At 37.0% G+C, this 18,560-nt stretch carries 11 protein-coding genes; 6 read left to right on the top strand and 5 right to left on the bottom strand.

From position 1 onward, the window contains the following. The first annotated feature begins 772 nt into the window (after positions 1 to 772). Entirely contained in the window at positions 773 to 3,649 is a 2,877-nt protein-coding gene (clpB, locus tag H1P_RS00135; RefSeq protein ID WP_144862909.1) for an ATP-dependent chaperone ClpB, read from the top strand. A 175-nt stretch (positions 3,650 to 3,824) separates the two neighbouring features. Here clpB and H1P_RS00130 read toward each other — a convergent pair whose 3' ends face one another. Then, positions 3,825 to 5,393: a cation:proton antiporter gene (locus tag H1P_RS00130; RefSeq protein ID WP_144862907.1), complete on the bottom strand. Its 1,569-nt coding sequence runs from the start codon at positions 5,391 to 5,393 to the stop codon at positions 3,825 to 3,827. Positions 5,394 to 5,596: 203 nt separating this feature from the next. Between H1P_RS00130 and H1P_RS00125 the strand changes: the two genes are divergently transcribed. Continuing rightward, positions 5,597 to 6,568 carry a calcium-binding protein gene (locus H1P_RS00125; RefSeq protein ID WP_144862905.1) on the top strand — a complete coding sequence of 324 codons (972 nt, stop codon included), beginning with the start codon at positions 5,597 to 5,599 and terminating at the stop codon, positions 6,566 to 6,568. Positions 6,569 to 7,167: 599 nt separating this feature from the next. Here H1P_RS00125 and H1P_RS00120 read toward each other — a convergent pair. Beyond that, positions 7,168 to 7,716: a pyridoxamine 5'-phosphate oxidase family protein gene (locus H1P_RS00120; RefSeq protein ID WP_144862903.1), complete on the bottom strand. Its 549-nt coding sequence runs from the start codon at positions 7,714 to 7,716 to the stop codon at positions 7,168 to 7,170. 254 nt (positions 7,717 to 7,970) lie between these two features. Here H1P_RS00120 and H1P_RS00115 point away from each other — a divergent pair, with 254 nt between their 5' ends. Then, a complete protein-coding gene (locus tag H1P_RS00115) occupies positions 7,971 to 9,575 on the top strand; it encodes a B12-binding domain-containing radical SAM protein (protein WP_144862901.1) in 1,605 nt (534 codons plus the stop codon). 312 nt (positions 9,576 to 9,887) lie between these two features. Then, positions 9,888 to 10,187: a magnetosome magnetite crystal formation protein family gene (locus H1P_RS40090; RefSeq protein ID WP_144862899.1), complete on the top strand. Its 300-nt coding sequence runs from the start codon at positions 9,888 to 9,890 to the stop codon at positions 10,185 to 10,187. A 407-nt stretch (positions 10,188 to 10,594) separates the two neighbouring features. On the opposite strand, the gene H1P_RS00100 is transcribed toward H1P_RS40090, so the two are convergent. Next, positions 10,595 to 12,043, bottom strand: a complete 1,449-nt coding sequence (locus tag H1P_RS00100) for an SGNH/GDSL hydrolase family protein (RefSeq protein ID WP_144862897.1) — start codon at positions 12,041 to 12,043, stop codon at positions 10,595 to 10,597. A gap of 303 nt (positions 12,044 to 12,346) precedes the next feature. On the opposite strand from H1P_RS00100, the gene H1P_RS00095 reads away from it, so the two are divergent. Then, the gene (locus tag H1P_RS00095; RefSeq protein ID WP_144862895.1) at positions 12,347 to 12,823 is read left to right on the top strand and encodes a low molecular weight protein-tyrosine-phosphatase; all 477 of its coding nucleotides are present in this window, start codon (positions 12,347 to 12,349) and stop codon (positions 12,821 to 12,823) included. 51 nt (positions 12,824 to 12,874) lie between these two features. Continuing rightward, positions 12,875 to 14,593, top strand: coding sequence for an ABC transporter ATP-binding protein/permease (locus H1P_RS00090; RefSeq protein ID WP_144862893.1), 1,719 nt, complete (start codon positions 12,875 to 12,877; stop codon positions 14,591 to 14,593). A gap of 45 nt (positions 14,594 to 14,638) precedes the next feature. Here H1P_RS00090 and H1P_RS00085 read toward each other — a convergent pair whose 3' ends face one another. Together H1P_RS00085 and H1P_RS00080 are read right to left on the bottom strand one after the other, a co-directional pair. Next, a complete protein-coding gene (locus tag H1P_RS00085; protein ID WP_144862891.1) occupies positions 14,639 to 15,865 on the bottom strand; it encodes an FHA domain-containing serine/threonine-protein kinase in 1,227 nt (408 codons plus the stop codon). 62 nt (positions 15,866 to 15,927) lie between these two features. Further along, a complete protein-coding gene (locus tag H1P_RS00080; RefSeq protein ID WP_144862889.1) occupies positions 15,928 to 17,937 on the bottom strand; it encodes a serine/threonine phosphatase in 2,010 nt (669 codons plus the stop codon). Between the last annotated feature and the right edge of the window lie 623 nt (positions 17,938 to 18,560).

Here is an 18,560-nt window from a genome sequence, read left to right as displayed (position 1 = left end):
TTGTTGATTCTTATAGCTTGTATATTCATGATATATTACAATATTATATTGTAACTGATTATACTTAAACTTCATCAAAACTTTAATAAGTTACCATGAAAACATCTACATTTAGTTGATATTACTTAGTTAATATTACTTAGTTGATATTACTAATATTTTCATTTGGAAGTCAACCGCTAGTATTAAAAGTCAACACTCATAGCGAATTTCAGCTTTATTACCTGAACTCCTAATTTTAAACCTTCTTTTGAAGGCTAAACTGCCTGTGCGAATCAAGAAAATGTCTATGAATATAAGACTTCTTGTATAAGTTCGATAAAATATAGTCGAGCAAACAAGAAGGGAAAAAGCGATGTCAACCAAGTGATTGAAAATCACTATGGTGAATGAGTATAAATAAAGACAAATTTGGTTGATTCAGATTTGAAATTTATTTTTGTGTAAGATCGATCTTGTATACGATTTCTCTCGCCAGATTATGCAATAGTGAACAGTACTTCGCCTTTTTACCATCGCGCTTGAATACTCAATTGAGTTATTTATGGATTCGTAACAAAAAGCGACTGCGCCCTACCCGAACTTATATTTGCCCATAACCTCAAGCAATAGAATATAACAGATAAAAGATCGCAAATTGATTTGAAAAAATTGTTTAATATTTTGCCTGTTGCCTATTTGAACTGGCTACTTAAATGTTCAATGATTCGTAACCTTGCTATACTTGGCACTACAATAATTCTATAAGAAGGAATTTATCATAACTTTTAGTATGCAGCCTACAGATTCTAGTAAATTTACCGAACAAGCCTGGGACGGAATTGTTAAGTCACAGGAGATAGCTAAGCAATTTCAAAACAAAGATTTAGAAGTAGAACACGTCATTATTGCTTTACTAGAAGAAGAAGGTTTAGCACAAACCATACTGAATAAGGCTAATGTGGATATTTCCCGTTTAAAACAACAAATTGAAGGTTTTACCAATCGTCAACCCAAGTTGGGTGGTTCACAGCTATATCTCGGTCAAGCATTAGATAGGATGTTAGATAGGGCAGAAGTTTATCGTAGTAATTGGGATGATAAATATATTTCTGTCGGACACATTTTAGTAGCTTTTGCTGAAGATGGACGTATTGGTAAGCGTACTTTAAGAGGCTTTAATGTTAACCCTCAGAGCTTAGAAGAAGCTATAAAATCTATTCGGGGTTCGCAAAAAGTTACCGAGCAAAACCAAGAAGAACAATACCAAGCTTTAGAAAAATACGGTAGAGATTTAACAGAAGAAGCTAAAGCAGGAAAGCTAGACCCCGTAATCGGCAGAGATGAAGAGATAAGAAGAGTAATTCAAGTACTTTCTCGCCGTTCTAAAAATAATCCTGTCTTAATTGGTGAACCTGGAGTAGGAAAGACCGCTATAGCCGAAGGATTAGCCCAACGCATTGTTAATAGCGATGTTCCTGAATCTCTGAAAAACCGTCAGTTAATTTCTCTTGATATGGGAAGTCTGATTGCAGGGGCGAAATACAGGGGCGAATTTGAAGATAGAATGCGAAATGTTTTAAAAGAAATTACCGAATCGGAAGGACAGATTGTACTCTTTATCGATGAAGTTCATACTATAGTAGGTGCTGGTGCAAGAGAAGGCGGTGGCGCGATGGATGCGGGTAATCTGCTTAAGCCGATGTTAGCTCGTGGTGAATTGCGTTGTATTGGTGCAACTACTCTCGATGAATATCGCAAGCATATCGAAAAAGACCCCGCTTTAGAAAGACGTTTTCAGCAAGTATACGTTAAACAGCCCAGTGTAGAAGATACTGTATCTATCTTACGAGGACTCAAAGAACGTTATGAAGTCCATCATGGGGTAAAGATTACCGATTCAGCTTTAGTCGCAGCAGCTAATTTATCCCATCGTTATATTACCGATAGATTTCTTCCTGATAAAGCGATCGATCTTGTGGATGAAGCAGCAGCTAAACTAAAAATGGAGATTACTTCTAAACCTGTCGAATTAGAAGCGATTGATCGCAGAGTAATGCAGCTACAAATGGAAAAGCTCTCTCTTGAAGGGGAAAACCAAAGTCAACGTCCTGGTATTGTGGTTTTAGACCCTGCATCCCGCGAAAGATTAGAACGCATTAAAACAGAAATCCAAAAATTAGAAGGCAAACAAAAAGAGCTATCTTCTCAATGGACATCGGAAAAAGAATTACTTGACGAAATTAACGCCCTGAAAGAAGAAGATGAAAAATTACGCCTCCAGGTAGAACAAGCAGAAAGAGCTTACGATCTCAATAAAGCAGCCCAGTTGAAATATGGTAAATTAGAAGCTCTACAAAGAGATTTAGAAGCTAAAGAAGCTAAGTTATTAGAAGTTCAAGCTCAAGAGACTGCTTTACTTCGAGAACAAGTAACCGAATCTGATATTGCAGAAATCGTTGCTAACTGGACAGGAGTACCCGTAAGTCGTCTTTTAGAATCCGAAAAACAAAAACTACTTCAATTAGAAGGACACCTCCACCAAAGAATTATTGGACAAGAAGAAGCTGTGGCGGTAGTTGCTGCTGCTATTCGTCGTGCTAGGGCTGGTCTAAAAAACCCAGGAAAACCCATTGGTTCATTTATGTTTATGGGTTCTACTGGTGTGGGTAAAACAGAACTTGCAAGGGCTTTAGCAGCCTTTTTATTTGATAGTGAAGATGCTATGGTACGCATCGATATGTCTGAGTACATGGAAAAACACGCCGTATCTCGTTTGGTGGGTGCGCCTCCTGGGTATATTGGTTACGAAGAAGGGGGACAACTATCCGAAGCAGTACGCCGTCGTCCTTACTCTGTTGTGTTATTGGATGAAGTAGAAAAAGCCCACAAAGATGTCTTTAATATCCTACTGCAAGTATTAGATGATGGACGGATTACTGATTCTCAAGGGCGAGTAGTAGATTTTCGCAACACTATTATTGTCATGACTAGCAACGTAGGTAGCGAACATATTCTGAATATATCAGGAGATGATGATACTAATTACGAAGAAGTAAAGAAAAGAGTTGAACAAGCTCTCATGAAACATTTTCGCCCCGAATTTATCAATCGTATTGATGAACAAATTATTTTCCATTCCCTAAAACGCGAACAATTACGAGACATTGTGAAGATTCAAATTAAGAGAGTAGAAAAGCTTTTAGCAGAACAAAAAATCTCTATTCAACTATCAGAAGCAGCTATCGATCGTATTGTAGAAGTTGGTTACGATCCTGCTTTTGGTGCGCGTCCTTTAAACAGAGCTATTCAAAGAGAATTAGAAAACCCAATTGCTACTAAAATTCTCGAAAATGCTTTTGCTGAAGGGAATACAATTTTTGTTGATTGTGTGGACGATCGATTAACTTTTTCTACTAAACAAAAACAAGTATTTGCAGCAAAGCAACCAATAAATCTGGAAGCAAAGAAACGAGAATCAATATCTGTAGAGAAACAACCAATACAAATTGAAGTCAAAGCACAATCACCATCTTCCGATCCAGAATTAGTGCAACCTATGATTGAAGAACCACAAATAGAAGTTACAAAAGATGATGAATATGACGAAGATGATGATTTTATTGAAGTTAAAGAAGTTACCGTAATTCCTCCTTATAGTATGTCTTAATATTCGTTATTACTTTTAGTGTATGCAACTACAGAAAGGGTATATTCACCGAGTATTTATTAAGAACACCTTTAAACTCTGTAGTGACGTTCCATGGAACGTCACTACAATAGTTATTTTATTCTGTTTAACACACAGTAGTCTAATGTCTATGAGATTCAACTAATACAAAAAATCAAGTAAGATCGGCTTCTACCATAATTTCTTGCAGCACTGGGGAAAGATTTTCATTTAATTGACCTGCGCGAATTAATTCTGCATAGGTATCTGCTTCAATATCTAATAATTGCTCTTTTAATTGTTCTCTACTGAGCGATCGCAGATTATCGTGTTCCCGTTTCATTTTGGAGATTCTATCTTCAATTGATTGTAACTCCCCTTTAACTAAACCCTTTTGATAGCGCAAAAATTCAGGATCGATATCATAAACATTATCTGTAATATCAAGATATTCTAGGACTCGTTTCAAGGCTGTCCTACGGGCTAATAATTCTGAGTATTCTTGTTTTAAGGCTTGATCTCCAATCAGATTCAAGGATTCTAACAGCCATTTAGTGCTTAAACCCTGCACTAAAAGAGTAAATAAGACTACTCCAAATACTGTATCGATAATCTCTTGTCTGCCAGTTAAAAAAGCGGGAACACTCAAAGCCAAGGCAATAGATACCGAACCCCGCAGCCCTCCCCACCATAATACAGTTTGTTCTCGCCAATTAGTTTTTACTCCACTAATGAGGTTACTAATATTGCCCAAGCCAAAAATAACGATCGCTCTGGTGATTAAAACTGCTGCGATCGCAACTAGAATAAGATCTAGGTTATTATTTAAACTGGCAAAATTGATCTGATCTCCAATGAGCAAAAAGACAATAGAATTGACAAAAAAGGCTAAAAATTCCCAAAATTCCGAAACCAGCAGCCTAGTACGGGGATTCATACCAATACGCGAGCCAAAATTGCCCAAGATCACCCCAACAGTGACCACCCCGATAACTCCTGAGCCTCCTAACTCTTCTGTTGCTAAATAAGTACCGTAAGCCGATACCAAGGTTAAAGATTGTTCTACCAAAGGAAGATCGAAACGTTGAGTAAGATAAGAAATACCAAAACCAATTACACTACCAATACCCAACCCAATACCGACAAAAGTTACGAATTTCACGATGGTGGTGGGTAAAGAAAACGCTTCAATACCCAAAGGAATTCCTACCAACAGCACAAAAGCAACTACTGCTACACCGTCATTAAATAAACTCTCTCCTTCCATCAGGATAGTTAACCGTTTACTAGCACCCAATTCCCGAAACAATGCCACTACAGAAACAGGATCGGTGGCGGATAAACTTGCTCCCACCAGTAAAGCAGTCGCTAAAGAAAGACTGGTAAAAGTGCTTAATGCCCAAGCCATTCCCAATACAGAAATAATTACTCCCACCACGGCAAATAGAGTAACTGGCACTAAACTATCTTTCAGGCTACGCCACCTAATATTCCAAGCAGCTTCAAACAAAAGGGGTGGTAGAAAAATTTCTAAAATCAATTCAGGGGAAAGATTGACTAGTCGAATGTCAACAAAAGCCAATCCCAAACCCACAATTACTAAGAGCAAGGTGTAAGGAATTTGCCGAAACCAGCTAAAAATACGGGAAACTGTAGCAACAGATAAAGACACAGATAAAACAATCAAAAATTGTTCTAAATTTCCCTTAATTGAAACTTCTGTAATACTCGATTCCAGGGTCATTAAGTTGCTCCCACACAGTCAAAAAAAGCTAAATTCCATCCTATCGTAGCTTCGTCACGAAAAATACTCATAAATTTTGTGTTTCCGAAAATTTTCTTTTTATTTAATATATTTGCCCTGGTTCTAGCTTTTTCGTCGTAATACAACGAGTTTTCCTAGAACTTCATCAATTTGAACCAAATACACTGAAGAGGTATTGCATAGTGGCAAATATTTTAGGAACAGACGGCAGCGATCTCGCCGTTGGCGAGGCGCGTTGCGATCGCTTATTCGGTCGTAACATCAACGATATCATCTTTGGTAGCGATGGTGATGACATTTTGACTAACAGTAATCAAGGAGGAACAATTATTGCTGAAGATGGAAACGATCGCTTAATTGGTCGTGCGGGGAATGATTCTTTGAACGGTGGTAATGGAAATGATTTTCTGACTGGTGGTGCAGGGAACGATACCATCGACGGAGAATCTCCCTTTTCTAATCAAATGGGTGAAGACACTATTTATGGTGATACTGGACAAGATTTGATTTATGGTTATTGGTGTGATGATACTATTTATGGTGGTGGCGATCGCGATAGTCTCTTAGGTGGTACGGGGGATGACTTACTTTTTGGAGAAGGAGGTAACGATCTTTTTTGGGGTGAAGAAGGAGACGATCTTGCCTATGGTGGAGAGGGTGAAGATAGTCTCTTTGGTAGCGATGGTAATGACTATCATGAGGGTCAAAATGGTGATGACTATCTCGAAGGCGGTGTTGGTAACGATACCTTAATTGGGGGTAGTGGTAATGACTTTCTTACTGGTGGTGCAGGAAACGATGTTTTAACGGGTGGTGCAGGCTCGGAGCGTTTTCTCCTAGTTGCTGAAACAGATAGTTTAGGCAATGGGGTAGATCGAGTTACAGATTACAATGTGGAGCAAGATCAAATTTTAGTTAATCGTAATGTTCTTGGTGATACTAATTTAACTAATAATCGCTTTCCCACGGGCGATCAATTCGTCCTTGGTAGTAGCGCGCAGGATGGAGAAGATCGCTTTATCTATAACCGCAGCAATGGTGATTTATTCTTCGATCCTGATGGTACTGGTTCTGCTGGACAAGTCAAGATTGCTCAATTTACCAATAAACCAAATCTAACTAATTCTGAAATTTTAGTTGTATCTAATATTTAGAAAGTATGAGAGAAGTATAGGCGATCTCTTTATTTAAAAAGCAAGTAGATTAACTCACCTAATCTACTATGGCAAAGACAAATTATACGAAATTTCCAATCTAGAGGATTGAATTTTCGCTTTTATTAAACTGATACATTTACCAAACAGAAGTTGAGTTTTCTGGTCTTACTCAATCTCCCAATAGCAATGCTCCCCTATCTACTCATCAATAAGTGGATAGCAGTGGTAACGATCTCAGTAGCTTACGCCCATAATTTGTTTAAATTGTTCTCCCCTATTCAGTCTTCATAGTGTGATAAGAGATGGCGAGTTCTTTTCGTCATTTCTTACACTTTACTTTGTGATTAAGGATACTTTGGAACAACGAATGTAGATTGCTTCGCTTGAGTCGTTTCGTTTGTAGTGTTTAGTCTTTACCAATCATGGAAAGCTTATACACTACTTTCTAATCTCCAGTTCCGATTTCTATTGATCGTATAACACAAGCCAGATTTTGCTATATAAGTTAGATAAAGATTCTGTATCCAAAATGTAAAACTTTGCCCGATAAACCCTGTCTCACACTCAAATCCGTATTTCAATTCAGCAAAGCCTAATTATCTGTAGCTCAATCCTGGTAAACCATCAATACTCAACTGATTTTTCTTTTGCCGATAAGCAACCAATTCTTCGGGGGTTTTCGTCTCTGTCCATTTATCTAAAACATCGCGCTGATCGACATAATCATATAAAGGAACAGAATAACCACAAGAAGTAGCAACTCTATGGACATCAATTTTGATAATAGCTCTTTCCCCTGGATGGGGTCGAAATAATTCTGCTAATTGACCGTAATCAGCAGAATCTTGAAAAATAGGGCTACCTTTGCCATATAAACGAATAATTTGCGGTGCGCCTTCAAAAGCACAAAACATAATGACAATTCTGCCATTTTCTTGCAAGTGGGCAATAGTTTCAATACCACTTCCTGTTAGATCTTGGTAAGCTACTGTGTGAGAATCAATTATACGAAAAGAATCAGCACCTTTAGGAGAACAATTAATATGACCATCAGCAGCTAGAGGCGCAGTCCCCACAAAAAACATTTTCTGCTTACTAATCCAAGATTGAATACTCCGATCTATTTCAGTAAATACTTGACCCATAGTTCCCGCTCTATTTTCACAATCGCACTAATTATAGAACTAATTACAAAAAGCGATCTCGAAGAAATCCGCTTTGCGACCATCGGTGAGTCCTTTAGGGTGGTGCGCCTTTATCTCAAAATCGATCCATAATCTATATGATCTGCATTCATCTGCGTCAAGGGTGTGGACACATTACTAACATTAATCACTTACAAGGTAAAAATTGGTCACAATGAAATAAGAATATTACTCAATATCTTCTCAATTAAAACATGACCGTATTTGACCGAGAACGCCTTTTATTCACTCCCGCTACAGCAGATAATAACGCTATTCCTTTGATCTTTGGCTTTCCCAACGAATACACTATTGGCATTACCAGCTTAGGCTATCAAATTGTGTGGGCGACTTTTGCAATGCGTTCTGATGTGCAGGTTAGTCGTTTGTTTACCGATATTCAAGAGCCTTTACCCAAAAATCCCGAATTGTTGGGTTTTTCTGTTTCTTGGGAGCTTGATTATATTAATATATTTAATTTACTAGAGTCTTTAAATATTCCCCTTCATAGCAAAGAAAGAGACGATAACCATCCTTTAGTATTTGGTGGCGGGCCTGTTTTGACTGCTAACCCCGAACCTTTTGCAGATTTTTTTGATGTGATTCTCTTAGGAGATGGGGAAAACTTGTTAGATAGTTTTATTGATGCTTATCAAGAAGTGCGCCATAGTAACCGCACTACTAAATTACGGCGTTTAGCTCAAGTTCCTGGCATTTATATTCCCAGTCTGTATCAGGTAACTTACCACAGTCGCGATGGCGAAATTGCTGCTATTACACCCATTGATGCAGAGATACCCCCAACAGTACAAAAACAGACCTATCGCGGGAATACTTTATCTGCTTCAACAGTAGTGACAGAAAAGGCTGCTTGGGAAAATATCTTTATGGTAGAAGTCGTGAGAAGTTGTCCTGAAATGTGTCGTTTCTGTTTGGCTAGTTATCTTACTTTACCTTTTCGCACTGCATCTATTACTGATTCTTTGATACCTGCTATCGAGAAAGGATTACAGGTAACTAACCGTTTGGGTTTATTGGGTGCTTCTGTTACCCAACATCCCGAATTTAATACTTTACTCGATTATATTTGCCAACCTAAATACGATGATGTGCGTCTTAGTATTGCTTCAGTGCGTACTAATACCGTAACCGAAAAATTAGCTACTACTTTAGCGCAAAGAGATACTCGCTCTTTAACTATTGCGGTGGAAAGTGGTTCTTCAAAAGTTAGACAAATTGTTAATAAAAAACTAACCAACGAAGAAATAGTCCAAGCTGCGATTAACGCTAAAGCTGGCGGTTTAAAAGCACTTAAATTTTACGGTATGGTAGGTATCCCTGGAGAAGAGATAGAAGATATAGAAGAAACTGTAACCATGATGGAAGCGGTTAAAAAAGCTGCTCCTGGTTTACGCCTTACTCTCGGTTGCAGCACCTTTGTTCCCAAATCCCATACACCTTTTCAATGGTTTGGTGTCAATAAAGATGCTAAAAAACGTTTAAAAAATCTCGAAAAACAACTCAGAAAGCGCGGTATTGATTTCCGTCCTGAAAGTTACAATTGGTCGGTAATACAGGCTTTAATTTCTAGAGGCGATCGCAGATTATCCAATCTGTTACTCTTAACAAGAGAGTATGGAGATTCTGTAGGTAGTTATAAAAGAGCCTTTAAACAATTAAAAGGAGATATCCCTACTTTGGATTATTACGTTCATGATACTTGGAATAATGAGCAAGTTTTACCTTGGCAACATCTCCACGGTGCGCTACCTGAAAAAACTTTAGTGAAGCATTTAGAAGAGGCTAAAGGGTATTTTTAATTCAAAATTAAATACGCCTGATGCTCATAACGCTGTGAGATCCCGCGTTATGCCCTAAAGGACTCACCGATGGTCGCGCGATGCAGAGCGAGTTGCGCAAGGGAATGCAAACCCTAACCCTTCGCTTTAGACTTATTAGTTCGTAGCTATAAGCTTTCTTGCTATAAGCTAAAGATAAATTCACCTTTAAAAAGTCTATAGGTATTATTCTCGCTCTTCTCGTCACTAGAAAAGCTTTCTTTTACGATGATTTAGGCTCTATCAAAAGTAATTTCAATTCACATTAGACGTTAACTAAAAAAGTTGATACTTATGACAAATTCTGAGAACAATCAACTAAATAATGAAACCAATGATTATTGGTGGGCTAATGTTTGTCATATTTCTAGTATAGCTGGATATATTATTGTGGCTAATCTATCCTTTACTCATATCTTTAATTTTAAATTTGCATTTAGTTTTTGGCATAGTATAACAACTAATCTTATTAACTTGCTGCTACCTATAATTATCTGGAAACACAAAAAAAGCTTATCTGACTTTGTTAATCAACAGGGAAAATCAGTTATTAACTTTCAACTATTTTTATTAGGATATAGGTCTTTATTTTGAATAATTTCTTATTTCATTAATTTAAAATATAGTTCTGATTTTATTGATGATGCTTTAAACTCTTTAGAAACCTTTTCTGATATTTTAAAATTGGATATTATTTTTCTGATTGAAATATCTTTTGTATCATTATCTGGGTTATTTTGTATATTACTATATCCATTACATTGGTTCTTCATGATACAAGCAATGCGTAAAATTAAAAATGGTCAATTATATAAATACCCATTATCTATCAATTTGCTTAAACCTTAAAAATTATAATTTCAATCAATACACACTACTCAATTATTTTCTCAATAAATTCAGTAACAATTTATCAAGAAAAACTGTAATTGAAGTTCAAATTAGTTTGCGAACAGCTTCGCTGGCGCAACGAGCGATCGCAATTTTCGTAAGAGGTCTAATTACTCATTACTACTTGATGATTTAATTGGTGTCACTTTTGGTTTTGGTTTTGGTTTTGGTTTTGGTGCCTCTTTAGGAATAACTTGCATTTTGGTCAAAGCAGCGATCGCATAGTAGAATTGTTCTGCTACCATTGCATTAGCAGCCTCAGTAAGATGAATGGCATCAATAAAGCTGGGGGAGGGATATCGATCGCTAAGGTTATATAGGTTTATAGCTTTGACATTTTTGGGGAACACTTTCGCTAAATACTGATTTGCGCCCACAAAACGAGGATAATTAGCTTTAATTGTTTTGATATAAGTTCTACCCAATTGAGTAACAATCTCCCCTTCTGTAGGAGTCAATTTGCTCGGATTGCGACCTGTAATTTCGGGTTGTGTGGCAACAATTACGCTGGCATTAGCACCAGTAGCGAGGGTAACAATTTGTTTATGATTTTGGAAATAGCGATCTATACGACGCTGCAACTCTGTTTGATCTTGAGGGGCAATTGTAGCTAACTCTTGACCAGTCTTGTGGCGGAAAACCAGGGTATCTTTAGTAATATCTTGGGGTTTTAAAACCGAATCCTGTAGTATTTTGACTAGATAGCTTTTATCTTCAATCGGCTTTAAAAATTGATTTGCCGAAGCTAATAAGTAACTAGGAGCATCATCAAGATATTCTTCTAATTGAGGAATTTGGGTGGCTGTTTCATCTCCAGCAAGCATCAAATCTTCATAACCATTGAGCATCAAGATTAAATCGGGTTTGTAGTTGATAATCTGTAATGCTAGTTGAGCTAACTGATTGCCTGAAGTATAACCAGGAACGGCTGCATTAATTACCCGATAAGTTCCTGATTTAAGTTTAGAAGGCTTTTTAAGGGCTTCTACTTTTGCTGTAGCATCTAGGGGTAAAACATCGGGTTTGTAGATTTGAGGGGCATTCTGTTGCTGTTGGAGACGCTCTTGCAAACGGAGTTCCAGCATTTCAGCGATCGCAGTTTGATTACTAGAGCTACCATAACCAAAAGCAGTGGAGCTACCAAGCAAAAAGATTCTCACTTCTCCTTCGGGCTTAGCTACAGGAAGTGGTTCAGTGTCGCGAAAACCTCTTTCGTTAATTTTCCAGTAGGGACTATTTTGATTGTTGACTAGCTTATAACCCACAGATAAACTACGTTGAGCGACTAAGCTACCCTTTTCTGATGAGCCTGGATAGCTTTCTCCTGCTTCATTTAAAAACTTGAGTTGATAAGCATCGTCAATGGTCTGTTCTTCTGTAGTTTGGGCAAATTCTCCTCGTTTTCCTGTAATATCAATAAAAATACGAGTAATCAACTCTAAAACAAGCAACGACAATACTCCAGAGACTAGCAGCCACAACCAGAAAAACTGTCTCTGACGACGTTTTTTTCGGCGAGTCTTAAAAAGATAGCGTTCTTTGGATTTCGATTTAAACATATCTATATTTTCTCTACTTTAATAATTAAGCACTGCTAGTATTGTCAACTAGTATTGTCAACCTCAATCAAGGAAAAAGGCTTGTATTCAGTTTTACTAGACATTTTCTCGCTCAACTTTAGGATTTGTGAATTTATAAACAACGAAACTTTTAACTATAAAAACAAAGTGTAGACTCAAACACAGAATCAAGAGCAAAAGGAAATCATTTCTCCTCGTTCTTCACGACTCTGTGATAAATTTACTCTGACTACCTAGAGTAGAAGAAATAATAAATCGTCAACATTATTTATTTAATTATCTATGGGTTATAAACTACTATTCGTCTGTTTGGGAAATATTTGTCGCTCCCCTTCTGCTGAAAATATTATGAATCATCTGATTGAGGAAGCTGGCTTATCAGATAAAATTACCTGTGATTCTGCGGGAACATCAGCTTATCATATTGGTTCGGCTCCAGATAGACGTATGAATGTAGCAGCAAGGGAAAGAGGAATTGAACTTGTTGGGCGTGCTAGAAAATTTCAACCTATTGATTTTGAACGTTTCGATCTTATTTTAGCCATGGATCGCTCAAACTATCAGGATATTATTTATTGCGATGGAGAAGGCAAATATCAGGATAAGGTCAAAATGATGTGTAGTTTTGCAACTAATCATAATGATACAGAAGTGCCCGATCCCTACTATGGGGGGGAAGATGGTTTCAAAGATGTTATTGATTTACTATTAGATTCTTGTGCTGGTTTACTAGACTATATTGTCAAAGATGAGTTATGACGGTTTAATTATGAGTTTTTTAACAGCATAATGTTGCATGATAAATAAATTATGAATCGATTTAATTTAAAAGTGTTTACAAGATTTTGGGCGATCGCTAAACTTTATTGGTGGGGAGACGAAAAAAAAGGAGCTTTCGCACTTTTAGGTTTATTGTTTGTTTTATTAATTGCCTATACACAGCTTAGTGTCGTTTTAACTCAACAACAAGGGGCAATTATTTCTTCTTTATCAGCTAAAGATGCCGCTCGATTTTGGCGCACTATTCAGATATTTTTAGGTGTCTTAGTGGTTTATGTGCCTCTATTCGCTGGTTTTAGCTATGTTCAAAGCAGACTGGGGATGTACTGGCGCAGGTGGCTCACTCATAATTTTTTGGGACGTTATTTTCAAAACAGAGGTTTTTACGAATTAGGTAACTTTAATACCGATATTGATAATCCAGACCAAAGGATTGCTGAAGATATTAAAGGTTTTACCCAGGATTCTTTACGGTTTATCCTGATTATTATTCAATCAATATTTCAGGTAGTGGCTTTTAGTTTTGTTCTTTGGAGTATATCCCCTAATCTAGTATTTCTCTTGGTTGGTTATTCTCTCTTAGGAACTGTAGTAGCTGTAATATTTTTCGGCAAAAAGTTAGTTGGTATCAGATTCGATCAGCTTAAAAAAGAAGCTAATTTCCGTTTCGGTCTAATTAGAGTTCGAGAAAATTCTGAATCTATTGCTTTTTATCAAGGTGAAGCACAAGAATCAGGAAAACTCAGACAAATTTTCGATACAGTATTTCGCAATTTTAATCTTTTAATTTTATGGCAAGAATTGTACTTTGGATTATTTACTAATGCCTATGAATTTTTACCCTATGTTATCCCTGCAATTATTGTCGCACCAGCAGTATTAGCAGGAGATTTTGAAGTGGGAAAAGTGACCGAAGCTCAAAGTGCTTTTGCACGAGTCTTTTTCTCCCTCAATATTATCGTGAGTAGTTTTGAATCTCTTACTGCCTTTGTAGCTAGTATCGATCGCTTAGACACTTTCGCGGAATATTTAGAATCTATAGATAAAGTTTCTGCTAATGGCGATCTAGAACGTCCTACCATTGACACTTCTAATAGCGATCGCCTTGGGGTTAAGCATCTTACTTTACAAACTCCCAATTATCAACAAACCCTGATAAAAAACCTATCCCTTAATGTAGAACCCCATACAGGGTTACTCATCATGGGACCTAGTGGCTGTGGTAAAAGTTCTTTTTTAAGAGCGATCGCTGGTTTATGGAATTCAGGTACAGGATCAATTACTCGTCCAGAATTGGAAGAGATGTTATTTTTACCCCAGAAACCCTACATGATATTGGGTACACTGCGTAATCAATTAACCTATCCCCACGACAGTTCAGAAATTAGCGATCCAGAATTAGAGAAAGTCTTAAAAAAAGTTAATCTTCCTGATTTAGCAGAGCGTTTTGGCGGTTTAGATGCCGAAAAAGACTGGGCAGATGTTTTGTCCCTCGGAGAGCAACAAAGACTAGCTTTCGCTCGCATTCTGATTAATAAACCCCGCTATGTAATTTTAGATGAAGCCACCAGTGCTTTAGATCTTGCCAACGAAGCAGGTTTATATAGTCATCTCAAGCAAGTAGAAGCTACTTTTGTCAGTGTGGGTCATCGTCCTACCCTAGCCCAATACCATCATCGAATATTACGTTTCTTAGATAAGGATAATTGGTCAATTGAAGATGCACCCCAGTTGAAGCAGAGTAAGTAGGGAGTTAGCGAAAGTTGTTAAAAACAAACTATTAACCACTAACCACTAGATACAACCTTCTAAAGCAATTAATAATTCCTCTGCTGTTTGATAGCGATCTCTAGGTTCTGGTTGACAGGTTTTTTTGAGTACTTTTCTCAATCTAGAGGAGAGATCGGGAATTTTGGCAATATCAAATTCATAGCGATTACTGTCATAGGCATAGTATTGCATTGGGGTTTTTCCTGTTACCAGAAAAATCAAAGTTGTTCCGACACCATAAATATCAGATTGGGTACAGGGTTTTCCTCGATACTGTTCTGGTGCGCTATAGCCTTCTACTCCAATGCGAGTACTCAGAGAAGTTCCTAACTCTTTGACTGCTCCAAAATCGAGCAACATGATACGACTGTCTAAATTGCGCAAAATCAAGTTAGCTGGCTTAATATCCCGATGTACTAGAGAAGGTTTTAAGCTATGGAGATAAGATAAAGTCTGACATACCTGGAGCATCCATTCCACTGCTCTTTTTTGATCGATCGATCCTCTAGAATTGGTAAACTGCTCAAGATTAGGACCGTGGATTAATTCCATAACCAGATACTTATGATTGTCTTCCACAAAAAAATCGTAATACTTAGGAATATTTGGATGAGTGAGGGATTTTAAAACTCTCGCTTCCCTTTCAAACAGTTCTCTTGCTTTAGGAATACGCGCCATATTAGCATTCATTTCTTTTAGTACCAGTAAAAAAGGCGCGCCTTTGATTGTTTTATTTTTATTCCATACTAGGTAGGTAGTTCCCATTCCTCCCTTACCTAAAATGCGCAGAATTTGATAAGGACCAATAAAGCGTTCTTCATCGACTAACGGTTGACCACAATGGATACAAAAAATACTCTCAGGAGGATTATTTTCGTGGGTACAAGATTGAATTACTGACACAGTTACAGGAGAATTTACTGCTGCTTGGCTAATTTCAGTTTCTGCCTCTTGTAACTCAAAGCGAAACAAAGGACCGTTTTCTGCCAATTGAATCAAATCTTGATCTTGAAGAGTTACTCGTTTGACAAAGGCATTATTTACAAATGTTCCGTTAGTACCACTACTAGATAAATGCCATTGATGATTTTTCACGCTAAGTTCTAGATGTTGGCGAGATACTTGAAAATATCCTTTCAAAACAATATCGTTATCTTGAGCGCGACCAATACGAATAGTAGATTGTTCGGGAAAATGCCAACTGTTTAAGGGTTGATTCGTTTGCGATTCTAAAAGAGTAAGAATGACCATAAGAAGATTTAGTTAGAACCAATGGCGCAACCAAGAACATAACAAAATTAAAGCAATCAATCTTAGGTTTCAAAATTAGGTTGTAACTTAATTCTAAGCAGAATGCCAGTTATGTTATCGTGACCATTATAGCGATCGGCGAAGTCTATTAGTTTAAATAATCCTGATTGTATATCTGCACTGGAGCTAATTAAAGGCTTAAGGTAAGTTTTCCAATGTTTTTCCAAAAGATTGTTGTCACATAAACCATCAGAACACAGCAAGATTAAACAATCTTCTTCAATATCAAACAACTCGATAGAAGGTTTAATGTATTTGTTTTCTCTAGGACCTAAAGCTTGAGTCAATTGATAAGCATCAGGACGACCATAGGCAATTTCTGGCTCTACGCCACGATTAATTTCTCTTTGACCTACTTCGTGATCTTGGGTGAGTTGTTCTAAACCTTGGGTGCGGGTTACACGATAAATGCGACTATCTCCGACATGAGCGATCGCTAATTGGGTGTCTTGTAATAAAGCCATAACCAGGGTTGTTCCCATCATGCCATGACCAGAACTTTGATTATCAATGTTTGTCTGATAAATAGTACGGTTTGTTAGTAAGATTCCTTCGTTAATGGTTTCTTCTTCAGGTAATTCATTTTGCCAGTAAGCGTAAAAATAATTTGTCAGAGTATCTACCGCCATTGCGCTGGCTACTTCCCCCGCAGAGTGTCCCCCCATACCATCACAAACTATATATAGCCCTCGAACACTCATAGTTTTATGACTGGGGTTTTCTTCTTGGGTCATGATGGTTTTAGTACCGAAGAAGTCTTCATTATGATCTCTTTGAGAACCAATATCCGTGCAACTAGCTTCTGTAACACTAGCTATTTCCATTCTTAGAGCAGCAGTGGGTTGATCTTCGTCTTTACTGGTATCAAACAGGCTATCTATTTCATTTTCATTTTGCTCTAATGCAAATAAATCCTCTTTTTCATCGCTATCATCTAGCCAATCTGATATCTCTTCTTCCAAGTCCTCGTAATCTATTAAATCTCGCTCTGATGTGGCTAAAGTATAGAGTTCTTGGCGCAATTCTTGAATATTGGTGATTTTTTCAGCGATCGCTTTTTGAATAATTTTCTCTAATGTTAAAGGGTATTTTTCTGGGCAGCGACTGAGCCATTCATGCCATTTTGCAGCTAAATCTAGCAAACTAGGAGGATTATCTTTGGGATCGAGATATAGTTGCTGAAAACCAAAAGACTCGTCTTCATCAATGCGTAGATTATCTTCTATCAGCAAAGTAGTTATACAACCTGTATGTACTAGGGGTATCCAAAATTTGAGCATCTCATTCAAAGACCACAAAATTTGCTCCCAAGGTACATCTCGATCCGACCAAAGAGTAGTTAATAACTGCCAATCAGAACGATCTGAAATTAATAATACACCTAGATTGCTATCCTGCCATGTGTCGTATATTTGAGGAATTACTGGAGCATAATTTTCCAGCATCAAGTAGGGTAAGGCAATGGTTGGAGCTTTAATCTTGTTTGGGTACTGAGCCAGGGATAAATCAGGGTTACTTAATCTTTGTTCTAATTCTGTAAATAATTCTTCCTGTTGTTTTTTGAGAATATCTAGATAGGTTTTTTTCAGAGGAAACTTATCTCTCACATGGGTTTGGACTACCGATGCTTGAGAGGCGAACGGAAATTTTGAGGCTAATTTGCGGTCGGACTCAGAAGAGAAGTAATATCTTTGTTGAGAATCAAGATATTGTTGGTTAATCTCCCAAGAGGATTCGCTATTATGAACCGTTTCTCGATTTTTGCGCTCGCTCTTACTAGGAGTTACCAGATTACTTGCTAATTCCAGCTGTTTGGTAGCTTGACCTTCTGAAACAATAAAAGCCTGAAGTTGTTTGGCATTAGGAGTACCACAGCGATCGCATATTTCAGCAATCAGAAAAATTTCTGCCCCACAATGTTGACAATTAGTATGAACTAAAGAATTCCCACAATGTTGACAAAATCTATTACTATCAGGGTTTTCTGACTGACATTCAGGACAGATTAACATTCTTTAACTTTCCTCTATCTTAGCTATTTGTAACATTTTGTTTCATTATTTTCTTACTGGCAGTTTGTCAGAGACAATTTGACTAAGAAGCTGGTCTGAATAATTAATTTCGAGGGGTTGATTTCCCAATGATTCAGACATTGTTGATTTCAAATATCGCAATTAAAGAATTTTATTAATTTAGCAATTTAGCTAAATTTATCAATAAATATAGATAATAAATAATAATTTTCAAAAATCACGAAGATACTTTTTTGTTAGACATTGTTTGATTATGATATGGCACTAACATAATTATCTCGATTATAAAATGACTTGTCCTTAATTAAAAACACAAATCAAACTCTGTAAATTTTCCTCCTCGTTGATAAAGCATAATAAAGATTTTAACTTAAGATATTTCTTTGACAATCGTTAATTACCAAGATTTTATCTTATATTTTTTACTCATAATTAATCTTAAGTAAAACCACTAACTTTCAATAATTGACTGTTCGATCTCAAAATATGGCTTGATTACTAATACTCAAAGCAATACTAGCTTCAAACAATAAATCTGACATTTTCTGAAATTAAGTAATTTTGCTCAGCAATTTATCCTAGAAAATACGGAAAAATTGATA

Origin of the sequence: Hyella patelloides LEGE 07179, assembly GCF_900659865.1 — a bacterium.
Classification (GTDB): Bacteria; Cyanobacteriota; Cyanobacteriia; order Cyanobacteriales; family Xenococcaceae; genus Hyella; species Hyella patelloides.
Note: the sequence above shows the minus strand (reverse complement) of the source record. Positions and strands in the feature narration are given on the sequence as shown.

What these genes read in the sequence shown, in the direction of transcription:
- clpB (WP_144862909.1), top strand. Translation starts at nt 773, where the DNA reads ATGCAGCCTACAGATTCTAGTAAATTTACCGAACAAGCCTGGGACGGA.
- H1P_RS00130 (WP_144862907.1), bottom strand. Translation starts at nt 5,393, where the DNA reads ATGACCCTGGAATCGAGTATTACAGAAGTTTCAATTAAGGGAAATTTA.
- H1P_RS00120 (WP_144862903.1), bottom strand. Translation starts at nt 7,716, where the DNA reads ATGGGTCAAGTATTTACTGAAATAGATCGGAGTATTCAATCTTGGATT.
- H1P_RS00115 (WP_144862901.1), top strand. Translation starts at nt 7,971, where the DNA reads ATGACCGTATTTGACCGAGAACGCCTTTTATTCACTCCCGCTACAGCA.
- H1P_RS40090 (WP_144862899.1), top strand. Translation starts at nt 9,888, where the DNA reads ATGACAAATTCTGAGAACAATCAACTAAATAATGAAACCAATGATTAT.
- H1P_RS00100 (WP_144862897.1), bottom strand. Translation starts at nt 12,043, where the DNA reads ATGTTTAAATCGAAATCCAAAGAACGCTATCTTTTTAAGACTCGCCGA.
- H1P_RS00095 (WP_144862895.1), top strand. Translation starts at nt 12,347, where the DNA reads ATGGGTTATAAACTACTATTCGTCTGTTTGGGAAATATTTGTCGCTCC.
- H1P_RS00090 (WP_144862893.1), top strand. Translation starts at nt 12,875, where the DNA reads ATGAATCGATTTAATTTAAAAGTGTTTACAAGATTTTGGGCGATCGCT.
- H1P_RS00085 (WP_144862891.1), bottom strand. Translation starts at nt 15,865, where the DNA reads ATGGTCATTCTTACTCTTTTAGAATCGCAAACGAATCAACCCTTAAAC.
- H1P_RS00080 (WP_144862889.1), bottom strand. Translation starts at nt 17,937, where the DNA reads ATGTTAATCTGTCCTGAATGTCAGTCAGAAAACCCTGATAGTAATAGA.